The sequence below is a fragment of the Streptomyces sp. NPDC040410 genome (assembly GCF_055595715.1).
Window position 1 is genome coordinate 9,847 of sequence record NZ_JBVIVK010000027.1, and the last position, 20,319, is coordinate 30,165.

Annotated in this window: 1 protein-coding gene and 1 pseudogene; both read right to left on the bottom strand. The window is 75.1% G+C overall.

Going from position 1 to position 20,319, the window contains the following annotated elements:
• Positions 1-220 precede the first annotated feature (220 nt).
• A pseudogene (locus ACZ562_RS33920) lies at positions 221-13,588 on the bottom strand (amino acid adenylation domain-containing protein); the annotation flags it as partial.
• Positions 13,589-13,675: 87 nt separating this feature from the next.
• Positions 13,676-20,245, bottom strand: a complete 6,570-nt coding sequence (locus tag ACZ562_RS33925; RefSeq protein ID WP_471187351.1) for a type I polyketide synthase — start codon at positions 20,243-20,245, stop codon at positions 13,676-13,678.
• Positions 20,246-20,319 lie beyond the last annotated feature (74 nt).

Consider the following 20,319-nt stretch of genomic DNA (forward strand, 5'->3'; position numbering starts at 1 on the left):
CTGCGTTAGGGGAAAGGACAAAGAGGAGAGGGAAGGCCGAGGGAAGAGAAGAGGAAAGGGGACAGACAGATCGGGGGGGGGGGAAACAAAGGGGGGGGGGGGGCGGGGGGCCCCCCCCCCGCCCCCCACGTCTTGGAACCGCCCTCAGCCCTCAGCCCTCAGCCAGTTCCCGGCCCAGATCGTCGGCCAGCATGCGGAGGTTGGCGCCCCGCATGACGCTGTAGTGATCGCCGGGCAGGTCCACCACCCGGGCGTCTGCGGACAGGAGCTTCATCCAGCGCCGGGCGGTGTCCGTCGTGGCGCCGCCGTCGGCGGCGCGGTAGAAGCGGACCCGGCCGAAGTAGGGCGTCGGCTCGTGCCGGAGCAGGGCCCGGGAGTTGCGGGCGAAGCGGTCGACGATGCGGCCGAGGGTGTCGCGGTCGACGTCCGCGGGCAGGACCCCGGCCCGGCACAGCTCCTCGTGGAGCGCCACCAGCGATGAGCGGTCCGGTGTTCCGGCGAGAGCCGAGGCGGGCCTGTCCCAGCTGCGGCCCGACAGCCCCGCCAGGTCACCGGCGAACCAGGTCATCAGCGAGGCGTCGTCCACGGGCCCATGCTCGGCCGGTCCCGGCGGCTGCATCAGGTCGACGGCCGCGACCAGTTCGACCTCGTGGGCCGCCCGGGTGAGCTGCCCGGCCATCTCCAGGGCGATCACACCGCCCATGGACCAGCCGCCCAACCGATAGGGCCCCTCGGGGAGTTCCGCGGTGAGCGCGTCCACGTAGTGGGCGGCCAGGCGTGGCACCGTGTCCAGCGGGCTGTCCGTGTCCGGCACCTGAAGCGCGTAGAACGGCTGGTCGTCCCCGAGGAGCTTCGCCAGCTCGGCGTAACAGAGCACGTCGCCGCCGACCGGGTGGACGAACACCATGGGGGTGCGGGTTCCTTCGGTGCGCACCGGCACCATCGCGGCACGCCGGGCCGTGGTACCCGCGCCCGTCCCGTCGGCCTCGCGGACCGCCTCGGCCAGAAGTTCGACGGTCTGCCGGGCGAAGAGCGTGGACAGCGGCAGCGCGTGGCCGGTGACGTGCTGGATGCGGGCCATCAGCCGGACCGCGAGCAGGGAATCGCCGCCCAGGTCGAAGAAGCCGTCCGTGACGCCGAGCGCACGGCCGGGGAAGAACTCCACCCAGATGCCGGCCAGGGCGGCCTCCAGCTCGTCCCGCGGCGCCACGACGGCGGTGTCCGCCGAGGCGGGCCCGTCGGGGGCGGGCAGGGCGGACCGGTCCACCTTGCCGTTGGAGCTCAGCGGCATCCGGTCCAGGACGACGATCCGGCTCGGCACCAGATACTCGGGCAGCTGCGTGCGCAGCGCGGACCGCAGCGCCTCCTGGGCCGCAGTGCGGCCCTCCTCCGGGACGACGTACGCGACCAGGCGCCGCGACGTCTGCCGTTCGCCGACCGCGACCGCCGCGGCCTCCTTCACTCCGGGGCAGTTCAGCAGCCCGGCCTCGACCTCGCCCAGTTCGATCCGGTAGCCCTGGATCTTCACCTGGGAGTCCTCACGGCCGAGGAACTCGATGGTGCCGTCCGGCAGGTACCGGCCGAGGTCGCCGGTGCGGTACAGCCGCTCTCCCGTGGCCGGGTGCCGGAAGAACGCGGCCTTGGTCTTGACCGGGTCGCCCAGGTAACCGCGCGCCAGGCCGATGCCCGCGATGTACAGGTCGCCCGGCACCCAGTCGGGGCAGGGCTGCAGCGCCTCGTTCAGCACATGGAAGCGCTGGCTGCGCAGCGGCCTGCCGTACGGGATGCTCGTCCACTCCGGGTCGACGTGGGTGATCGGGTGGGCGATCGACCAGATGGACGCCTCGGTGGCGCCGCCCAGGCTCCACACCGACGCGCTGGGCAGCAGCCGCCGGATCGCGTCCGGCAGGTTCACCGGGATCCAGTCGCCGCTCATCATGACCACCCGCAGCGGCAGTTCGGGCAGGTCCTGCTGCGCGAGGGCATGCGTGGTGAACATCTGCATCAGCGCCGGGACGCTGTTCCACACCGTGACCCGGTGCTCGGTGACCAGCGACGCCCACCGGCCCGGTTCGCGGTGCGCCCGCGGTTCGGGCAGCACCAGCGCTCCGCCGGCCGCCAGGATGCCGAACACGTCGTACACCGACAGGTCGAAGTTGAGCGCCGACAGCCCGAGGACCCGGTCGTCCCGCGTGACACCGAAGCGCTCGTTGATGTCCAGGACGGTGTTGAGCGCCCCCGTGTGCTCGATCATCACGCCCTTGGGCACGCCCGTGGAGCCCGAGGTGAAGATGACGTACGCGAGATCACCGGGCCGTGTGCCCGCGGCGGGCAGCGGCGTGTCGCTCTCGGCGTCCGCGCCGCCGCCGTCGACACACAGGCGGACCGTCTCCCGCGGCCAGTCGGTCGTGGAGTCGACCCCCGACTGGGTCAGCGCCACGCAGATCCCGGCCGTGTCCATCAGCAGGCGCAGCCGTTCGGCCGGCACGCCCGCGTCGATGGGCACGTAGGCGCCGCCCGCCTTGAGGACGGCGAGCGCGGCGACCACCTGCTCCCAGCCCTTCTCCATCACGATCGCCACGAGGTCGCCGGGCCGCACCCCGCGGGCCCGCAGCACCCGGTCCCAGCGGTTGGTGAGCCGGTCCAGTTCGCCGTAGCCCAGCGTGCGGTCGGCGGTGATGACCGCGGGCGCGTCCGGCCGGTCGGCCGCCTGGCGCAGGAACGGCTCGTGCAGCAGCCCCGCGGGCAGCGGTGCCGCCGTCGCGTTCGCCACCTGGCGCACCTCCAGCTGCGGGGTGGGCGTCAGGGCGTGCGCCGGGTGCCGCCAGGCCTCCGGGTCCTCACTCAGTTCGGTGACGAGGCCGACGTACGCGTCGAACATCGCGTCGATCACCCCGTCGGGGAAGAGGTCCTCCACGACGTCCCAGTTGAGGACGAGTTCGCCGGCGTCCTCGACGGCCTGGTGATCGAGCCACACCTGCGGGGTCCGTACCGAGCTGCGGACCTCGCGGCCCGATGTGCCAAGCCGGGTCAGCGGGGCGACGTAGCCGGTGCCGTGCGTCCCCTGCTGTTCCTGCGCGGCCTTCACCGTGGAGGCGAAGACGACGGGCATCGACGCGCGGCCCGCGCGGCCCCGCGCGCGGTTGATCTCGCGCAGGATCCGCACACCGCTGACGTGACTGTGCTCCAGGTCCTGCCACAGCTGCTTCTGGACGCGCCGGGCCCGCTCCGCGAACGGGTCGGCCGCGGTGCTGCGCACCTCCAGCAGAGAGGTGGCGCTGAAGTTGCCGATGACCCTGCCGACGTCCGGGTGCAGCGGCAGCCGGTTGAACACCAGGAGGTTCAGCGTGAAGTGCGGTGACTTGCTCCACGCCGCGAGCACCTGTGCGTAGGCGGTGCCCAGGGCGGCCGAGGGGGTGACCCCGGCGGCTGCCGCGTACTGCCTGAACCGGGTCAGCGCGGCAGCGTCGAGGCGGGCGACGCGGTGGGTGAACTCAGGGCGCACGATGGTGCCCGGACTCACCTTCAGCGGCAGGTCAGGCGCGGGCGGCAGGGTGGCGGCCCGCTCCCGCCAGTACTCCAGGGCGCGCCGGTAGTGCGGGGTGTCCTCCACCTGGCGGGCGGTCAGGACGTAGTCGCGGTAGGTCAGCGCGGGTTCGGCCCGCTCGGGCGCCTCGCCGCGGTAGCCGGCCACCAGTTCGCGCACCAGCAGGGCCGTGCTCCACCCGTCGATGATCAGCGCGTCGAAGCCGATGTGCAGCCGGGTGGTGCGCGTGTCGATGCGGGTGGCGCGGAGGTCGAACAGCGGCCACAGCTCCGTGTCGAAGACGCGGGTGCGCAACTCCTCGTGCACCGCCTCCAGCGCCTGCTCGCGCTCGGCCGGGTCGGCGCTGCCGGTGAGGTCGACGACCGGGATCTCGTACGGCGGCACTTCGGCCAGGACCCGCTGGGTGCCGTCCCGGCCCACGATCGCCCGCAGCATGTCGTGACGGTCGATCAGCCGCCGGAAGGTGCGCGCCAGCAGGTCGAGGTCCACGTCCTCGACGTCGACCTCGGTGAAGAAGCACGTGGAGACGTTGCCGAGTTCGAAGGCGTCGCCGCGGCCGACGAGGTACGCCTGCTGCAGGTCGGTGAGCGGGAAGGGCTCGTGGCGTCCGGCCGGGTCGGTGACCAGCGCGGGCAGGTGCCGCTGCCCGGACGCGGGTTCCGTCTCCGCGGGGGTGGTTCCGGCGTCTCCCTCCGGTGCCTCGCAGCCACCGGAGACGACCAGCTCGGCCAGTGCGGCTGCGCCGAGATGGTCCTCCAGGAAGGCGACCAGCGGCACGGTGACGCCGAGGCGGGCGCGCACGGCCTCCCGGATCTCCATGGCGATCAGGGAGTCCATGCCCAGGTTCCGCAGCGGCTCTTGGACGTCGAGGTCCGCCGCGCTCATGCCGAGTGCCCGGGCCACGATCCGGGGCACCGTCTCGGGCACCGGCTCGGCTCGTTCCGCCGCGGGCTCTGCTGCGACGGGCTCCTCCGGCGCCGCCTGCTGCCCCGGCTCCTGTACTGCGGCCGGGGCCGCGGTCAGCCAGTACCTGCCCCGCTGGAAGGGGTACGTCGGTACGGCGACCCGGCGCCGCAGGCGGCCCTGGTCGAAGCCGGCCCAGTCCACGTCGGCGCCCAGCGCGTACAGCGCGCCGAGGCTGTCGGCGAGCACCCGCCAGTCGTCCTGCTCCGGGCGCAGCGACGGCAGGAACACCGTCGGGCGTTCCCCGCCCGGCGCGAACCGCCTTGCCATGCCTGCCAGCACCGGCGCGGGGCCCGTCTCGACGAAGAGGCGGTGGCCGTTGTCGTACAGGGTGTTCATGCCCGCCAGGAAGTCCACCGGGCGGCGTACGTGCTCGCGCAGGTACGCGGCGCTGAAGGCGTCCTCGCCGGTGAGCAGGCCGCCGGTGACGTTGGAGACGAGCGGGATGCGCGGCGCCCGGAAGGTGATGCGCGCGGCCTCCTTCTCGAAGGTGTCCAGCATCGGGTCCATCAGCGGGGAGTGGAAGGCACGGTTGGCGGTGACCGGCCGGGTGCGCACGCCCCGCGCGGACAGCTCCGCGAGGAGTTCCCGCAGTGCCGGTGCCGCGCCGGAGACGACCACGCTCTCCGGGCCGTTGACCGCCGCGACGGCGACCTCGCCGGCGAACCGGGCCACGGCGTCGGCGACGAGCGCCGCCGGGGCCTGGACCGCCGCCATCGCGCCCTCGGCGCACAGGTCCTGCATCAGCCGGCCGCGCAGCGCGGCCAGCCGCAGCCCGTCCTCCAGGTCCATGACGCCGGCCACGCAGGCCGCGGTCAGCTCGCCGACGCTGTGCCCGAGCACGGCCGCCGGTTCGACACCCCAGGAGCGCCACAGCTCGGCCAGGGCGTACTCGACGGCGAACAGCGCGGGCTGCGTGAAGCGTGTCTCGTGGATCAGCCCGGCGTCCTCGGGCGCCGGGTCGAGCACGCTCCTGAGGGAGCGCACGAGCAGCGGGCGCAGGATCTCGTCGCAGGTGTCGAGGGCACGGCGGAAGGCCGGCTCGGTGGCGTACAGGGTCTTCGCCATGCCCGCGTACTGCGCGCCCTGGCCGGTGAACAGGAACACGGGACGCGGAGTGCCGTCCTGGCCGGCCCGGCCGGTGCGGACGCCGGCGGGCAGGTCGTCGTCCGCCCGTGCCGGGTCGAGCAGTTCGTCGAGCCGCCCCCGTACCTCGGCGGCGGAGCCGCCCACCACGGCGACGCGGTGGGCGAAGTGGCTGCGTCCCGTGCCCGCGCCGTGGCACACGTCGGCCAACTGCCCGGAGTCCTCTGCCAGGAGGCCGCGATAGCGTCCGGCGAGTTCCCGCAGCGCCGCCGGGGTCATCGCCGACAGGGGCAGGACGTGCGCCGTGCGTTCCGGAGCGGGTTCCGGGCCGTCCGGCGGCACGGGTTCGTCCCACTGCTCGACGATCACGTGGGCGTTGGTGCCGCCGATCCCGAAGGAGGAGACGGCGGCCCGCCGCGGGCGGCCCGTCGCCGGCCAGTCGGTGGTCTCGGTGACCACCCGGGCCGCGCCCGCCGACCAGTCGACGTGGGTGGAGGGCCGGTCGGCGTGCAGGGTCGCCGGCACGACGCCGTGCCGGATGGCCTGCACCATCTTGATCACCCCGGCCACGCCCGCGGCCGCCTGGGTGTGCCCGATCTGCGACTTGACCGAGCCGATCAGCACGGGCCGCTCGTCCGGCCGGTCCTGCCCGTATGTCGCGAGCAGCGCCTGCGCCTCGATGGGGTCGCCGAGCACGGTGCCGGTGCCGTGCGCCTCGACCACGTCGACGTCGCCGGGCCGCAGCCCGGCACCCGCGAGCGCCTGCCGGATCACCCGCTGCTGCGAGGGGCCGTTGGGCGCGGTCAGACCGTTGCTCGCCCCGTCCTGGTTGACGGCGCTGCCCCGCACCACCGCGAGGACGGGATGCCCGTTGCGTACGGCGTCGCAGAGCCGCTCGACGACCAGCAGGCCCACGCCCTCGGCGAAGCCGGTGCCGTCGGCGCCGTCGCCGAACGCCCGGCAGCGGCCGTCGGGTGACAGGCCCCGGTGCCGGGAGAAGCCCGCGAAGGGCGCCGGAGTGGCCATGACCGTGGCTCCGCCCACGAGCGCGAGCGTGCACTCGCCGTTGCGCAGCGACTGGGCCGCCAGGTGCAGGGCCACCAGGGACGAGGAGCAGGCCGTGTCGACGGTGATCGCCGGGCCCTCCAGGCCCAGGGTGTAGGCGATCCGGCCGGAGGCGACGGCACCTGAGGTCCCGGTCATCCGGAACCCTTCGGCGTCCGCCGGGAGTTGGACGGCGGCCGTGGCGTAGTCGTGATAGATCACGCCGGCGAACACCCCGGTCCGGCTGCCGCGCAGGGCGTGCGGCGCGATGCCGGCGTCCTCCAGCGCCTCCCAGGCCGTCTCCAGCAGCAGCCGCTGCTGCGGGTCCGTCACCAGGGCCTCGCGTGGCGAGATACCGAAGAAGGCGGGGTCGAACTCGGCCGCGTCGTACAGGAATCCGCCGTGCCGGGTGCTGCTGGTGCCGGGCCTGCCCAGCTCCGGGTCGTACAGGTCGGCCGGCCAGCCGCGGTCCGCCGGGAACTCGCCGATCGCGTCGGTGCCCGCCATGACCAGACGCCACAGCTCATCCGGGGAGCTCACCCCGCCGGGGTAGCGGCAGGCCATGCCGACGACGGCGATCGCGTCGTCGTCGGCGGGCGCGGGAGCCGTCCCGGCCGGGGCCGCCGGCGCGGGTGCCTGGTCGCCCAGCAGCCGGGTGCGCAGCAGCCCGGTCACCGAAGCCACCGTGGGATGGTCGAAGACCAGCGTGGTGGGCAGGCGCAGGCCGGTCGCCTTGCCGAGCCGGTTGCGCAGTTCCACGGCGGTCAGTGAGTCGAAGCCGAGGTCCTTGAACGTGCGGGACGCGTCGAGGGAGCCCGGCGAGCTGTGCCCGAGCACGCCGGCGGCCTGCTCCTGGACGAGTTCGGTGAGCAGCGCCTCCTGCTGTTCCGAGGTGAGGCCCTGGAGCCGGGCGGCCAGCGAGCCGGCCGAGCCCTGCGCGCCGGCGGCGCCGCGCCGGGCTGGCATCCGGACCAGGTCGCGCAGCAGCGGGGGCAGGCCCTCGGCGCCGGCCCGGGTACGCAGGGCGGCGGTGGACAGCGCCACGGGGACGAGCAGGCCCTCTCCGGAGCCGGCGGCCAGGGCCGCGTCCAGCAGGGCGAGGCCGTCGTCGGCGGTGAGCGCGGTGATGCCCTGCCGGGCGAGGCGCTCGACGTCCGCCGCATCCAGCTCGCCTGTCATGCCGCCGTCCTGCTCCCACAGGCCCCAGGCCAGGGACAGCGCCGGCAGCCCGTGGGAGCGGCGGTGCCGGGCCAGCGCGTCGAGGAAGGCGTTGGCCGCCGCGTAGTTGCCCTGCCCGGCGGCGCCGAGCACACCGGCGGCCGACGAATAGAGCACGAACAGCGACAGGTCGGCGTCGGCGGTCAGCTCGTGCAGATGCCAGGCGGCGTCCGCCTTCGGCCGGGCCGCCCGAGACAGGTGCCGGGGGGTGAGCGCGTCGATCACCGCGTCGTCGAGCACCCCTGCCGTGTGCACCACCGCGGTCAGCGGACGCTCCGCCGGGACAGAGGCGAGCAGCGCGGCGAGCGCCTCGCGGTCCGCCACGTCGCAGGCCTCGATCCGTACGTCGGCGCCCAGCGCGGCGAGTTCCTCGCGCAGCCGGTGGGCGCCGGGCGCGTCCGGGCCGCGTCGGCCGGCCAGCAGCAGGTGCCGGGCGCCGTGGGCGGTGACCAGGTGACGGGCGGTCAGGGCGCCGAGTGAGCCGGTGCCGCCGGTGATCAGGACCGTGCCCTCGGGGTTCAGCGGCGTCGGCATCGTCAGCACGATCTTGCCGGTGTGCCGGGCCTGGCTCATGTGCCGGAAGGCCTCCGGGGCCCGCCGGACGTCCCAGGCCGTCACCGGCAGCGGCCGCACCACACCCCGCTCGGCGAGTACGCCCAGCTCGGTGAGGATCTCCCCGATACGGTCGGCCTCCGCGTCGAGCACGTCGAACGCCTGGTACGAGACACCGGGACGGGCGGCGGCGACCTCGGCGGCATCGCGGATGTCGCTCTTGCCGATCTCGACGAACCGGCCGCCGTCCGTCGCCGTCAGGCGCAGGGTGGCGTCGACGAACTCGCGGGCCAGGGAGTTGACGACGACGTCCATGCCGTGGCCGTCGGTGGCGGTGCGGAACCGCTCCTCGAAGTCGAGGGTGCGGGAGGAGGCGAGGCGGTCGTCGTCGAGGCCGAGGGCACGCAGGGCGTCCCAGTTGGCGGGGCTCTCGGTGCCGTACACCTCGGCGCCGAGGTGCCGGGCGAGGTGGACGGCGGCCATGCCGACGCCGCCCGCGGCGGCGTGCACGAGCACCCGCTCGCCCGGCCGCACGCGGCCCATGTCGACCAGGACGTAGTACGCCGTGAGGTAGGCACTCGGTACGGTCGCGGCGGCGGCGAAGGACCAGCCGGCCGGGATCCGCGTCACCCTGTGCCGGTCGGCCACGCCGACGGGACCGAAGGCGCCCTCGAACAGGCCCATCACCCGGTCGCCGGGGCGCAGGTCCGTCACGTCGTCCGCGACCTCGGTGACCACGCCGGCGCCCTCTCCGCCCAGCAGGGAGGCGTCGCCCGGCCGCATGCCGAGCGCGAGGAGAACGTCCCGGAAGTTCAGGCCCGCGGCCCGTACCGCGACCCGGACCCGGCCGGGCGCGAGGGGCGCCGCCGCCTCGGGGCTCTCGGCCAGCCGGAAGCGGTCCAGCGTGCCCGGCTCGGGGTTCTCCAGCCGCCAGGCGGCCACCCCCTCCGGCGGTACGAGCCCGCCGGTGGCATCACCTCGCGCCAGTCGACGAGCGCTCAGGGTGCCTTCCCTCAGCGCGAGTTCGGGTTCGTCCGAGGCGAGCGATGCGCCCAGCGCGCGGTACGACTCCGGTGTGCCGTCCAGGTCCAGCAGCGACAGGCGGTCCGGGTGCTCCGCCTGCGCGGACCGCAGCAGCCCCCACACCGGGGCGTGCGCGAGGTCGGTGACGTCCTCGTGCGGCTGCGTGCTCACCGCCCGCCGCGTGAGCAGCACCAGCCGCGAGGCCGCGAACCGGTCGTCCGCCAGCCAGCGCTGCACCAACGCGAGCGCCCCCTCGGCCGCCGTACGTGCCGCCGCGGTCGTCTCCCCGGCGGCGGGGGCCAGCGGCACCACGACACGACCGGGCACGGCACCATCCGCGGCCTGCGCGTCCGCCAGCTCGTCCAGGTCGGCGTGGCGGGGCGCGAGACCGTCCAGTTCGGGCCAGGCCGTGGCCCCGGACACCTGCACCCAGGGCACCGGCTCGGGCGTTTCGGGCTCGGCGAGCGGCACCCACTCCAGCCTGAACAGCGAGCCGTCACCCGTGCCCGAGGCGGCCCGCAGGCGCTCGGTGTCGAGGGGCCGCAGGGCCAGCGCACCGATCGAGGCGACCGGGGCGCCGGCGGCGTCGGCTATCTCCAGGGACACCGCGTCCTGTCCGGCCGGGGACATGCGCAGCCGCAGCCGGGAGGCGCCCGTGGCGTACAGGGCCACCTCGGACCAGGCGAACGGCAGACGGGGGCGGTCGCCGGCGGAGCAGAAGTCGCCGAGCCGGGCGGCGTGCAGGGCGGCGTCGAGCAGCGCCGGGTGCAGGCCGAACCGGCCGGCCTGCTCGTGCTGCCCGGGCGGGAGCACGGCCTCGGCGTAGACGTCGTCGCCGTCCCGCCACGCGGCGGTCAGGCCCCGGAAGGCCCGGCCGTAGCCGTAGCCGGCCTCGGCCGCCCCCTCGTAGAAACCGTCCAGGTCCAGCGGGCGCGCCTGCGGGGGCGGCCAGGCGGCGAGCGTCTCGCCGGTGCCGCCGCTGCCGCGGGCCAGCGTGCCGGAGGCATGCCGGATCCAGCCGGCCGAGGGGTCCTCGGCGTCGGCGGTCTGCTCGGGCCGCGAGTGCACGGACAGCGGCCGCCGCCCGTCCGCGTCGGCGGCGCCGACGACCACCTGGAGCTGGACGGCACCGCGCGCGGGCAGCACCAGCGGTGCCTCGACGACGAGTTCGTCCACCAGGTCGCAGCCGGCCTCGTCGCCCGCGCGCAGGGCGAGTTCCACGAAGGCGGTGCCCGGCAGCAGCACCGTGTCCGCCACCGCGTGGTCGGCGAGCCACGGGTGGGTGCCCGTCGCGAGCCGCCCGGTGAGCAGCAGCTGGTCGCCGTCGGCGGCGGCCACGGTGGCGCCGACCAGGGGGTGCCCGGTGCTGCCGAGACCGGCGGCGCGGACGTCCCGGTGCGCGGCACCGGCGCCCTCGGGCCAGTAACGCGCCCGTTGGAAGGCGTAGGTGGGCAGGCCGACGGTGCGGGCGTCGTGCCCGGCGAGGCAGGCGGCCCAGCCGACGGGGGCGCCGTGGGTCCAGGCCTCGGCCAGCGCGGCGAGGAAGCGCCGGGGACCGCCCTCGTCGCGCCGCAGCGAGCCGAGGGCGACCCCGTCGGCGCCGGCCGCGTCCAGCGTCTCCTGCACCCCGACGGTCAGGACGGGGTGCGTGCTGACCTCGACGAACCGGGTGTGGCCGCGTTCCAGCAGGGCCCGTACGCCGTCCTCGAAGCGCACGGTGTGCCGCAGGTTCTCGTACCAGTAGGCGGCGTCCAACTCGGGGCCCTCGACGGGCTCGCCGGTGACGGTGGACAGGAACGGGACCGTGGCCGGGCGCGGGGTGATGCCGTCCAGGGCGTCGAGGAGGGCGGTCCGGATCGACTCGACGTGCGCCGAGTGGGACGCGTAGTCCACGGGGATGCGGCGCGCCCGTACGCCGTCGCGCTCGCAGCCGGCGAGCAGCCGCTCCAGGGACTCGGGGTCTGCGGAGACCACCGTGGAGGTGGGCCCGTTGACGGCGGCGATCCACAATCCGCCACCGTCCGCCGCGATGCGTGCGCGTACCTGCTCGGCGGTGTCCGCGACCGAGACCATGCCGCCCTGTCCGGCCAGCGTCAGCAGCGCCTTGGCGCGCAGCGCCGACACCTTCGCCGCGTCCTGGAGCGAGAGCACGCCCGCGACACAGGCGGCGGCGATCTCACCCTGCGAGTGCCCGATGACCGCGTCCGGGGTGATGCCGCAACATCGCCACAGTTCGGCGAGGGACACCATCACCGCCCACAGCACCGGCTGGACCACGTCCACCCGCTCCAGAGAGGGCGCCCCGGGAACGCCGCGCAGGACGTCGAGGAGGGAGAAGCCGGTGTGCGGGGCGAGGGCGTCCGCGCACTCGGCGAGCCGGGCGGCGAACACCGGGGAGGTGTCGAGGAGTTCGACGGCCATGCCCGCCCACTGGGAGCCCTGGCCGGGGAAGACGAACGCGGTCCTGCCCGCCACGCCGGCGGTGCCCTGTACGACGTCGGCGCACTCCTCCCCGGCGGCGAGCCGCTCCAGCGCGGCGAGCCGGTCCGCCTCGCTCGCGCCGACGACGACCGCGCGGTGCGTCAGGGCGGTGCGCGTGGCGGCGAGGGACAGCGCGATGTCCGCCGGGCGCGCGTCCCGGGCGAACTCCCGCAGCCGGGCCGCCTGGGACCGCAGCGCCTCGGGGCTGTGGCCGCTGACCGGCCAGGGAAGGGCGGCGGAGCCGTCGAAGGCCGCCGGGGCGGTCGTCACGGTCAGGGACTGCGGTGCGGGCGCGGCCTCCTCGAGGATCAGGTGCGCGTTGGTGCCGCTGATGCCGAAGGAGGAGACAGCGGCGCGGCGGGGGCGGCCGTCGGACGTCCAGGGGCGGTTCTCGGTGAGGAGACGTACCGAGCCCTCGGACCATTCGATGTACGGGGAGGGGGCGTCGACGTGGAGGGTGGGCGGGAGTTCGCCGTGCCGCATGGCCATGATCATCTTGATGACGCCGCCGACGCCGGCCGCGGCGGCGGTGTGGCCGATGTTGCTCTTCACCGAGCCCAGCCACAGCGGCTGTCCGTCGGGCCGGTCCTGCCCGTACGCGGCGAGCAGCGCCTGCGCCTCGATGGGGTCGCCGAGCGTGGTGCCGGTGCCGTGCGCCTCGACCGCGTCGACGTCGCCGGGACGCAGCCGGGCCCGGGTGAGGGCCTGGTGGATCACCCGTTGCTGCGCGGGGCCGTTGGGTGCGGTCAGGCCGTTGCTCGCCCCGTCCTGGTTGATCGCCGAGCCCCGGATCACGCCCAGCACCCGGTGGCCGCGGCGCACGGCATCGTCCAGCCGTTCCAGGACGAGCAGGCCGACGCCCTCGCCCCAGCCGGTACCGTCGGCCGCCGCCGCGAACGCCTTGCAGCGGCCGTCGGGCGCGAGGCCCCGCTGGCGGCTGAACTCGACGAACATCGAGGGCTGCGACATCACGGTTACCCCGCCGGCCAGTGCCAGGGAACACTCGTCGTTGCGCAGCGCGTGGCAGGCCCAGTGCAGGGCGACCAGCGACGACGAGCAGGCCGTGTCCACCGTCACCGCGGGGCCCTCGAGCCCGTAGACGTAGGAGATCCGGCCGGAGAAGACACTGCTGGACGCGCCGGTCAGGCCATAGCCCTCGGCGGTGTCCTGACCGGTCTGCGCGCCGCTGAGGAAGCCGGGTGAGCCGCCGCCGACGAACACGCCGGTGGCGGAGCCCCTGAGCCCCGACGCGGTCAGGCCGGCCCGCTCGAACGCCTCCCACGAGGTCTCCAGGAGCACCCGCTGCTGGGGGTCCATGGACAGCGCCTCACGCGGCGAGATGCCGAACAGGCCGGCGTCGAACTCCGTGGCGTCGTCGAGGAATCCGCCGTGGCGGGTGTAGGACGTGCCGGGGTGGTCGGGGTCGGGGTGGTAGAGGGCGTCGAGGTCCCAGCCGCGGTCGGCGGGGAACTCGCCGATGGCGTCCCGGCCCTCGCGGACCAGCCGCCACAGGTCCTCGGGCGAGCGCACTCCGCCCGGGTAGCGGCAGGCCATGCCGACGACGGCGATCGGCTGACGGTGCTTCTCCTCGGCCTCGGTCAGGCGTTCGCGGGTGGTGTGCAGCTCGGCGGCGACCCTCTTGAGAGAGTCGACGAGTACCTCTTCGTTCGCCATCAGGCGCTCTCTTCCGTTCGTGCGGTCCTGCGGGTGTGGTCTGCGGGTTTTGTGGGCTGACGGTTCCGTGGTGGCGCACGCCCGGGCTCACACGCCGAGCTCGTTGTGGATGAAGTCGAGGACCTGGTCGGCATCGGCCGACCGCAGTCGCTCGGTGACGTCGGCGGTCCCGCCCGCCGGGGCGGCGGACTTCCGCCACTGCCGCAGCAGTTCCTCCAGCCGCCGGCCGATCTCCTCCCGGTCGGTGCCCGTGTCGGCCACGTCGGCCGCCGCGACGGCCGCTTCGAGCCGCGCCAGCTCCTCGGTCACCGCTCCGACGGCCGGGGCCGCCTGCTCGGCGGGCAGCAGTCGGGGCAGGAGGTGGTCGACGAGGGCGCCGACGGTCGGGTGGTCGAAGATCAGCGTGGGCGGCATCCGCAGCCCGGTGGCGGAGTTGAGCTGGTTGCGGAACTCCACCGCGGTCAGGGAGTCGAAGCCGAGGTCCTTGAAGGAGCGCCCCGCGCCGATCGTGTCGGGTCCGGTGTGCCCGAGCACGGCGGCGATCCGGCCGCGCACCATGTCCAGGACGCTCTGCTCCCGTTCCGCCGCCGGCAGCGGGGCGAGCCGCCGCGGCCAGTCCCGGGCGTCCGCCGCCGCCGGGGCGACGACGCGCCGTACCGGGGTGCGCACCAGCCCGCGCAGCACGGCGGGCAGCTCTCCGGACGTGGCCCGCTCGCGCAGCGCGGCCTCGTCGAGCAGGGCCGGCACGAGCAGCGCCTCGTCGAACCGCCGCGCGGCGTCGAAGAGGCCCAGGGCCTGCCCGGTGGGCATGGGCACGAACCCGGAGCGGCCCAGCCGGTCCAGGCCCGCCCGGTCCAGGGAGCCGGTCATGGCGCTGGTCTCGGCCCAGTGCCCCCAGGCGAGCGAGGTCGCCGGCAGCCCCTGGGCCCGGCGGTGGTGGGCGAGCGCGTCGAGGAAGGCGTTGGCGGCCGCGTAGTTGGCCTGTCCGGCGCTGCCGACGACCCCGGCGACGGAGGAGTACAGCACGAACGCCGTGAGGTCCAGGCCGAGTTCCGCGGTCAGCTCGTGCAGGTGCCAGGCGGCGTCGGCCTTGGGTCGCAGCACCCGGTCCACCCGCTCGGGGGTCAGCGCCGTGAGGACTCCGTCGTCCAGGACACCGGAGGTGTGCACCACGGCGCGCAGTGGCCGGTCGGCCGGAACGGAGGCCAGCAGCCCGGCCAGCGCGTCCCGGTCGCCGACGTCACAGGCCTCGACGCGGACGTCGGCGCCCAACTCGCCCAGTTCGGCGGCGAGTTCCCGTGCACCGGGGGCGTCGCCGCCCCGGCGCCCCGCGAGCAGCAGATGCCGTACGCCGTGTGCGGTGACCAGGTGCCGGGCCAGGGCGGCGCCGAGCGTGCCGGTGCCGCCGGTGATCAGGACCGTGCCCTGCGGGTCCCAGCCGGGCGGCATCGTCAGCACGATCTTGCCGACGTGCCGGGCCTGGCTCATGTGGCGGAAGGCGTCCGGGGCGCGCCGAGCGTCCCAGCCCTGGACCGGCAGCGGCCGGAGGGCACCGGAGGCGAACAGCGGGCCCAGCTCGGCCAGCATCCGGCCGATGCGTTCCGCACCGGCCTCCAGGGTGTCGAACGCCTGGTAGACCACGCCCGGGTGCTGTCGGGCGACCGCCTGCGGATCGCGGACATCGGTCTTGCCCATCTCCAGGAACCGGCCGCCGTTCCGCGCCGTCAGACGCAGGGTCGCGTCGACGAACTCGCGGGCCAGGGAGTTGAGTACGACGTCCATGCCGTGGCCGTCGGTGGCGGCCAGGAACCGTTCCTCGAAGTCGAGGGTGCGGGAGGAGGCAAGGTGGTCGTCGTCGAGGCCGAGGGCACGCAGGGCGTCCCGCTTGGCGGGGCTCGCGGTGCCGTACACCTCGGCGCCGAGGTGCCGGGCGAGGTGCACGGCTGCCATGCCGACGCCGCCCGCGGCGGCGTGCACGAGCACCCGCTCGCCCGGCCGCAGCCCGGCCAGGTCGACCAGGGCGTAGTACGCGGTCAGGAACACAACCGGCACGGACGCCCCCTGCTCGAAGGACCAGCCGTCGGGCAGCGGGGTGAGGAGCCGCGCGTCGGCCACCGCTACCGGGCCGAAAGCATGCGGTACGACACCCATCACCCGGGCGCCGACGGCGAGTCCGGTCACGCCGGGGCCGGTCTCGGTGACGACGCCCGCGGCCTCGCTGCCGAGCTGGATGTCGCCCGGGTACATGCCGAGGGTCATCAGCACGTCGCGGAAGTTCAGCCCGGCCGCGCGCACGGCGATCCGCACCTCGCCCTGCGCGAGCTCCCGGCGGGCCTCCGGGCTCGGCGCGAGGGCCAGGCTCTCCACGGTGCCGCCGCCGGCCGTGTCCAGGCGCCAGTCGGCACCGCCGGCGGGCGCGGCCAGCGCGTCGGTGCCGGCCGCGGTGGTGAACCGCGGCGCCAGCGGACGGCCGTCCCGCAGGGCGAGCTGCGGTTCCCCCGTGGCCAGCACCTCGGCGAGGTCGTACCGGCCGTCGTGGTCGACCAGCACGAAGCGGCCCGGGTGCTCGGTTTGCGCGGCCCGGACCAGCCCCCACGCCTGCGCGTGCACCAGCGCGGGTACGTCCTCGCCGGTGCGCACCGCGACGGCGCCCCGGGTCACCACCACGAGCCGGGACGACGTCAGCCGCTCGTCGCCGAGCCAGTCGCGCACCGTGCCGAGCAGGGACACCGTCGCCTCGCGCGCACGGTCCGCGACACCCCGCCCCGAAGCGGCCGCGACGGGCGTCTCCAGCTCCAGGACGACCGTGTCCGGGACCTTCGCCCCGGCGTCGAGCGCGTGCACCAGCGCCGCGAGGCCCGGGTGGTCGCCCCGCGTCCCGAGCCGGACCACACCGTCGCCGGACACGTCCGCCGGCGCCGAACCGGCGGACACGGGCACCCAGTCGACGCGGTACGGCGTCCCCTCCCCGGTCGCCGGCCCCGCGTCCGCCCGGCCGTCCGGAAGGCCCGGCAGGGACCGCAGCGTGAGGGCGCCGATCGTGGCGACGGGCAGGCCCCGCGTGTCGGCGACGGTCACCGCGACCGTGTCCGGGTCGTCCCCCTGCGCGGTGATCCGCACCCGCACGGCGGTGGCCCCGGTGGCGTGTACGGACATCCCGCCCCAGACGAACGGCAGCCGCAGCGGGGCGGGAGCGGACGCACCGCCCGCCGCGTCGGCCAGCAGCGCGTGCAGGGCGGCGTCCAGCAGTGCGGGGTGGATGCCGTAGGCCCCGGCCTGCTCGTGCTGGTCCGCCGGCAGCTCGACCTCGGCGTAGCGGTCACCGCCCGCCCGCCAGGCCGTACGCAGCCCTCGGAACGCCGGGCCGTAGGTGAATCCGGCCGCGGTGAGTCCTTCGTAGAAACCCTGCAGCGGAACGGGCTCGGCGCCCGGCGGCGGCCAGGCGGTGAGCGAGTCGCCGTTGGTGGTGGCGGGGGCGAGGGTGCCGGTGGCGTGCCGCGTCCAGGGGGTGTCCGGACGGGCCGTGGCGGCCAGCGAGTGGACGGACACCGTACGGGTGCCGTCCGCGGCCGGGCCCCCGACCCTGACCTGGACGCGCACCGCGTCGTGCTCGGGCAGGACCAGCGGGGTGTGCAGGGTCAGCTCCTCCAGAGCGCCGCAGCCCGTCTCGTCGCCCGCGCGCAGGGCCAGCTCGGCCAGCGCCGTGCCGGGCAGCAGATCGCGTCCCGCCACCCGGTGGTCGGGCAGCCAGGACACGGAGCCCGCCGACAGCCGCCCGGTCAGCACCAGGCCGTCGCCGTCGGCGAGTTCGACCGCGGCACCGAGCAGCGGGTGCCCGGTGTCCTGCAGCCCAGCCGACCGGACGTCCCCGGCGTCGTCGGCCGGCCGCAGCCAGAAGGTCTCGTGCTGGAACGGGTACGTCGGCAGGTCGGGCAGCGGTGCGCGGCCGTCCCCGCCCCGGGGCAACAAGGAGCTCCAGTCGGGCGTGCCGCCGCGCACGAACACCCGGGCCACCGAGCGCAGCAGCTCGCCGAGGCCCCCGCAGTCCCGGCGGAGCGACCCGGTCACCAGTACTTCGGCGCCGGCGGACTCGGCCGTCTCCTCGATGCCGACGGTGAGCACCGGGTGCGGGCTCATCTCGACGAACGTGTCGTGCTCGGCGTCCAGCAGGCCCCGGGTCGCCTCCTCCAGCCGCACCGTGCCGCGCAGGTTGCGGTACCAGTAGGCGCCGTCCATCAGGGTGTCGCCGAGCCACTCGCCGGTGACGGTGGAGTACAGCGGGATCTTGGCCCGGCCGGGCCGCACCGGTGCGAGCAGCTCCGCGAGCCGCTCCTCGATCTCCTCGACGTGCGCGGAGTGCGAGGCGTAGTCCACCGGGATACGGCGCGCCTCCACATCCGCCGCCGCCAGCTCGACGTACAGCTCGTCGAGGGCGTCCGGATCGCCGGAGACGACGGTGGACGAGGGGCCGTTGGCGGCGGCGAGCGACAACCGCCCCTGCCGCGCCGCCAGCCTCTCCCGCACGGCGTCCCGGGGCAGCGGCACGGACATCATGCCGCCGCGCCCGGCCAGCGCCAGCAGGGCCCGGCTGCGCAGCGCGACGGCCCGCGCCGCGTCCTGCAGGGAGAGCACACCGGCCACACACGCGGCGGCGAACTCGCCCTGCGAGTGCCCCGTCACGGCGTCGGGCTCCACCCCGAGGGAGCGCCACAGCTCGGCCAGCGACACCATCACGGCGAACAGCGCGGGCTGGACGACGTCCACCCGCTCCAGCGAGGGGGCGCCGGGCAGCCCGCGGGCCACCTCACTCAGCGACCAGTCGGTGTACGGGGCCAGAGCCCGTTCGCACTCCGCCATGGAGGCGGCGAACACCGGGGAGGTACGCATCAGTTCGGCCGCCATCCCGGCCCACTGCGCTCCCTGACCCGGGAAGACGAAGACCACCTTGCCGCGGGGGCCCGCCACCCCGGTCACCACGTCCGCGGCGGTGCGTCCCTCGGCCAGCTCCCGCAGCCCCGACACCAGCGCCTCCCGGTCGGCGCCGAGCACCACGGCACGGTGCTCCAGCAGGGAACGGGTGGACAGCAGTGCCCGGCCGATCTCGGCGGGGTGGGGGCTGTTGGGGGTCTGGGCGTGGGCGTGGAGGTGTTCGGCTTGGGCTCGGAGGGCGCCGGGGGTGCGGGCGGAGAGGATCCAGGGGAGCGGGTGGCCTGTCTCCGCAGGGATGTCACGGGTGTCGTCTTCGGCGGGTGCTTCTTCGAGGATGACGTGGGCGTTGGTGCCGCTGATACCGAAGGAGGAGACGCCCGCGCGGCGGGGTCGGTCGTCGGTGCGAGGCCAGGGCACGGGTTCGGTGAGGAGGCGTACGGTGCCTGCGGACCAGTCGGCGTGCGGGGTGGGTTGGTCGACGTGCAGGGTGGGCGGCAGGGTCTCCTCGCGCAGGGCCATGACGGCCTTGATGACCCCGGCCACCCCCGCGGCGGCCTGTGCGTGACCGATGTTGGACTTCAGGGAGCCGAGCCACAACGGCCGTTCCCCGGACCGGTTCTGGCCGTACGTCGCGATCAGCGCCTCCGCCTCGATGGGGTCGCCGAGGCGGGTGCCGGTGCCGTGGGCCTCGACGGTGTCGACGTCGTGGGGGTGGACGCCGGCGTCGGCGAGGGCCTGGCGGATGACGCGTTCCTGGGAGGGGCCGTTGGGTGCGGTCAGCCCGTTGCTGGCGCCGTCCTGGTTGACGGCGGTGCCGCGGATGACGGCGAGGACACGGTGGTTGTTGCGGCGGGCGTCGGAAAGGCGTTCGAGGACGAGCATGCCGACGCCCTCGGCCCAGGCAGTGCCGTCGGCCGCGGCGGCGAAGGACTTGCAGCGGCCGTCCGGTGCCAGCCCCCGCTGCCGGGAGAACTCCAGGAACATGCCGGGCCGGGACATGACGGTGACCCCGCCGGCGAGGGCCAGCGTGCACTCGCCGTCGCGCAGGGAGCGGGCGGCCAGGTGCAGAGCCACCAGGGATGACGAGCACGCCGTGTCCACGCTCACCGCCGGGCCCTCCAGACCCAGGGTGTACGCGATCCGGCCGCTGGCCACGCTGGAGGTCGTTCCGGTCAGCAGGTGGCCCTCGTATCCGGCCGGGGCCCGGTCGAGGGTGCCGCCGTAGTCCTGCGCGATGATCCCGGTGAAGACCCCGGTCGGCGTGGAGCGCAGCGCGTCCGGCACGATGCCGGCCCGTTCCAGCGCCTCCCAGGAGGTCTCCAGCAGCAGCCGCTGCTGCGGGTCCATCGCCATGGCCTCGCGGGGCGAGATCCCGAAGAACTCCGCGTCGAACCCGGCCGCGCCGTTCAGGAACCCGCCCTCGCGCACATACGACCGGCCCGTGCTCTGCGGATCCGGGTCGTACACGTCCTCCGGCCAGCCCCGGTCGGCCGGCAGGCCGCCGATCGCGTCGGTACCCGTGGCCACCAGCCGCCACAGGTCCTCGGGAGTGCTCACCCCGCCCGGGCATCGACAGCTCATGCCGATCACCGCCACGGGTTCGGTACTCGCCTCCTCCAGCTCGCGGACCCGTTGCCGCGCCTTGTGGAGATCGACGGTGAGTCGCTTGATGTAGTCCGTCCATTTCGTCTGTTGTGACGACTTTTCGTCCTGTGGCAGGGATGACATCGGTATGTGCCCTTCTGGTCAACGGTGGTGCACGCCGGACACGCCCTGTCGCACGGCCTGGGGCCGTCGCGGGC

What these genes read in the sequence shown, in the direction of transcription:
- ACZ562_RS33925 (WP_471187351.1), bottom strand. Translation starts at nt 20,245, where the DNA reads ATGTCATCCCTGCCACAGGACGAAAAGTCGTCACAACAGACGAAATGG.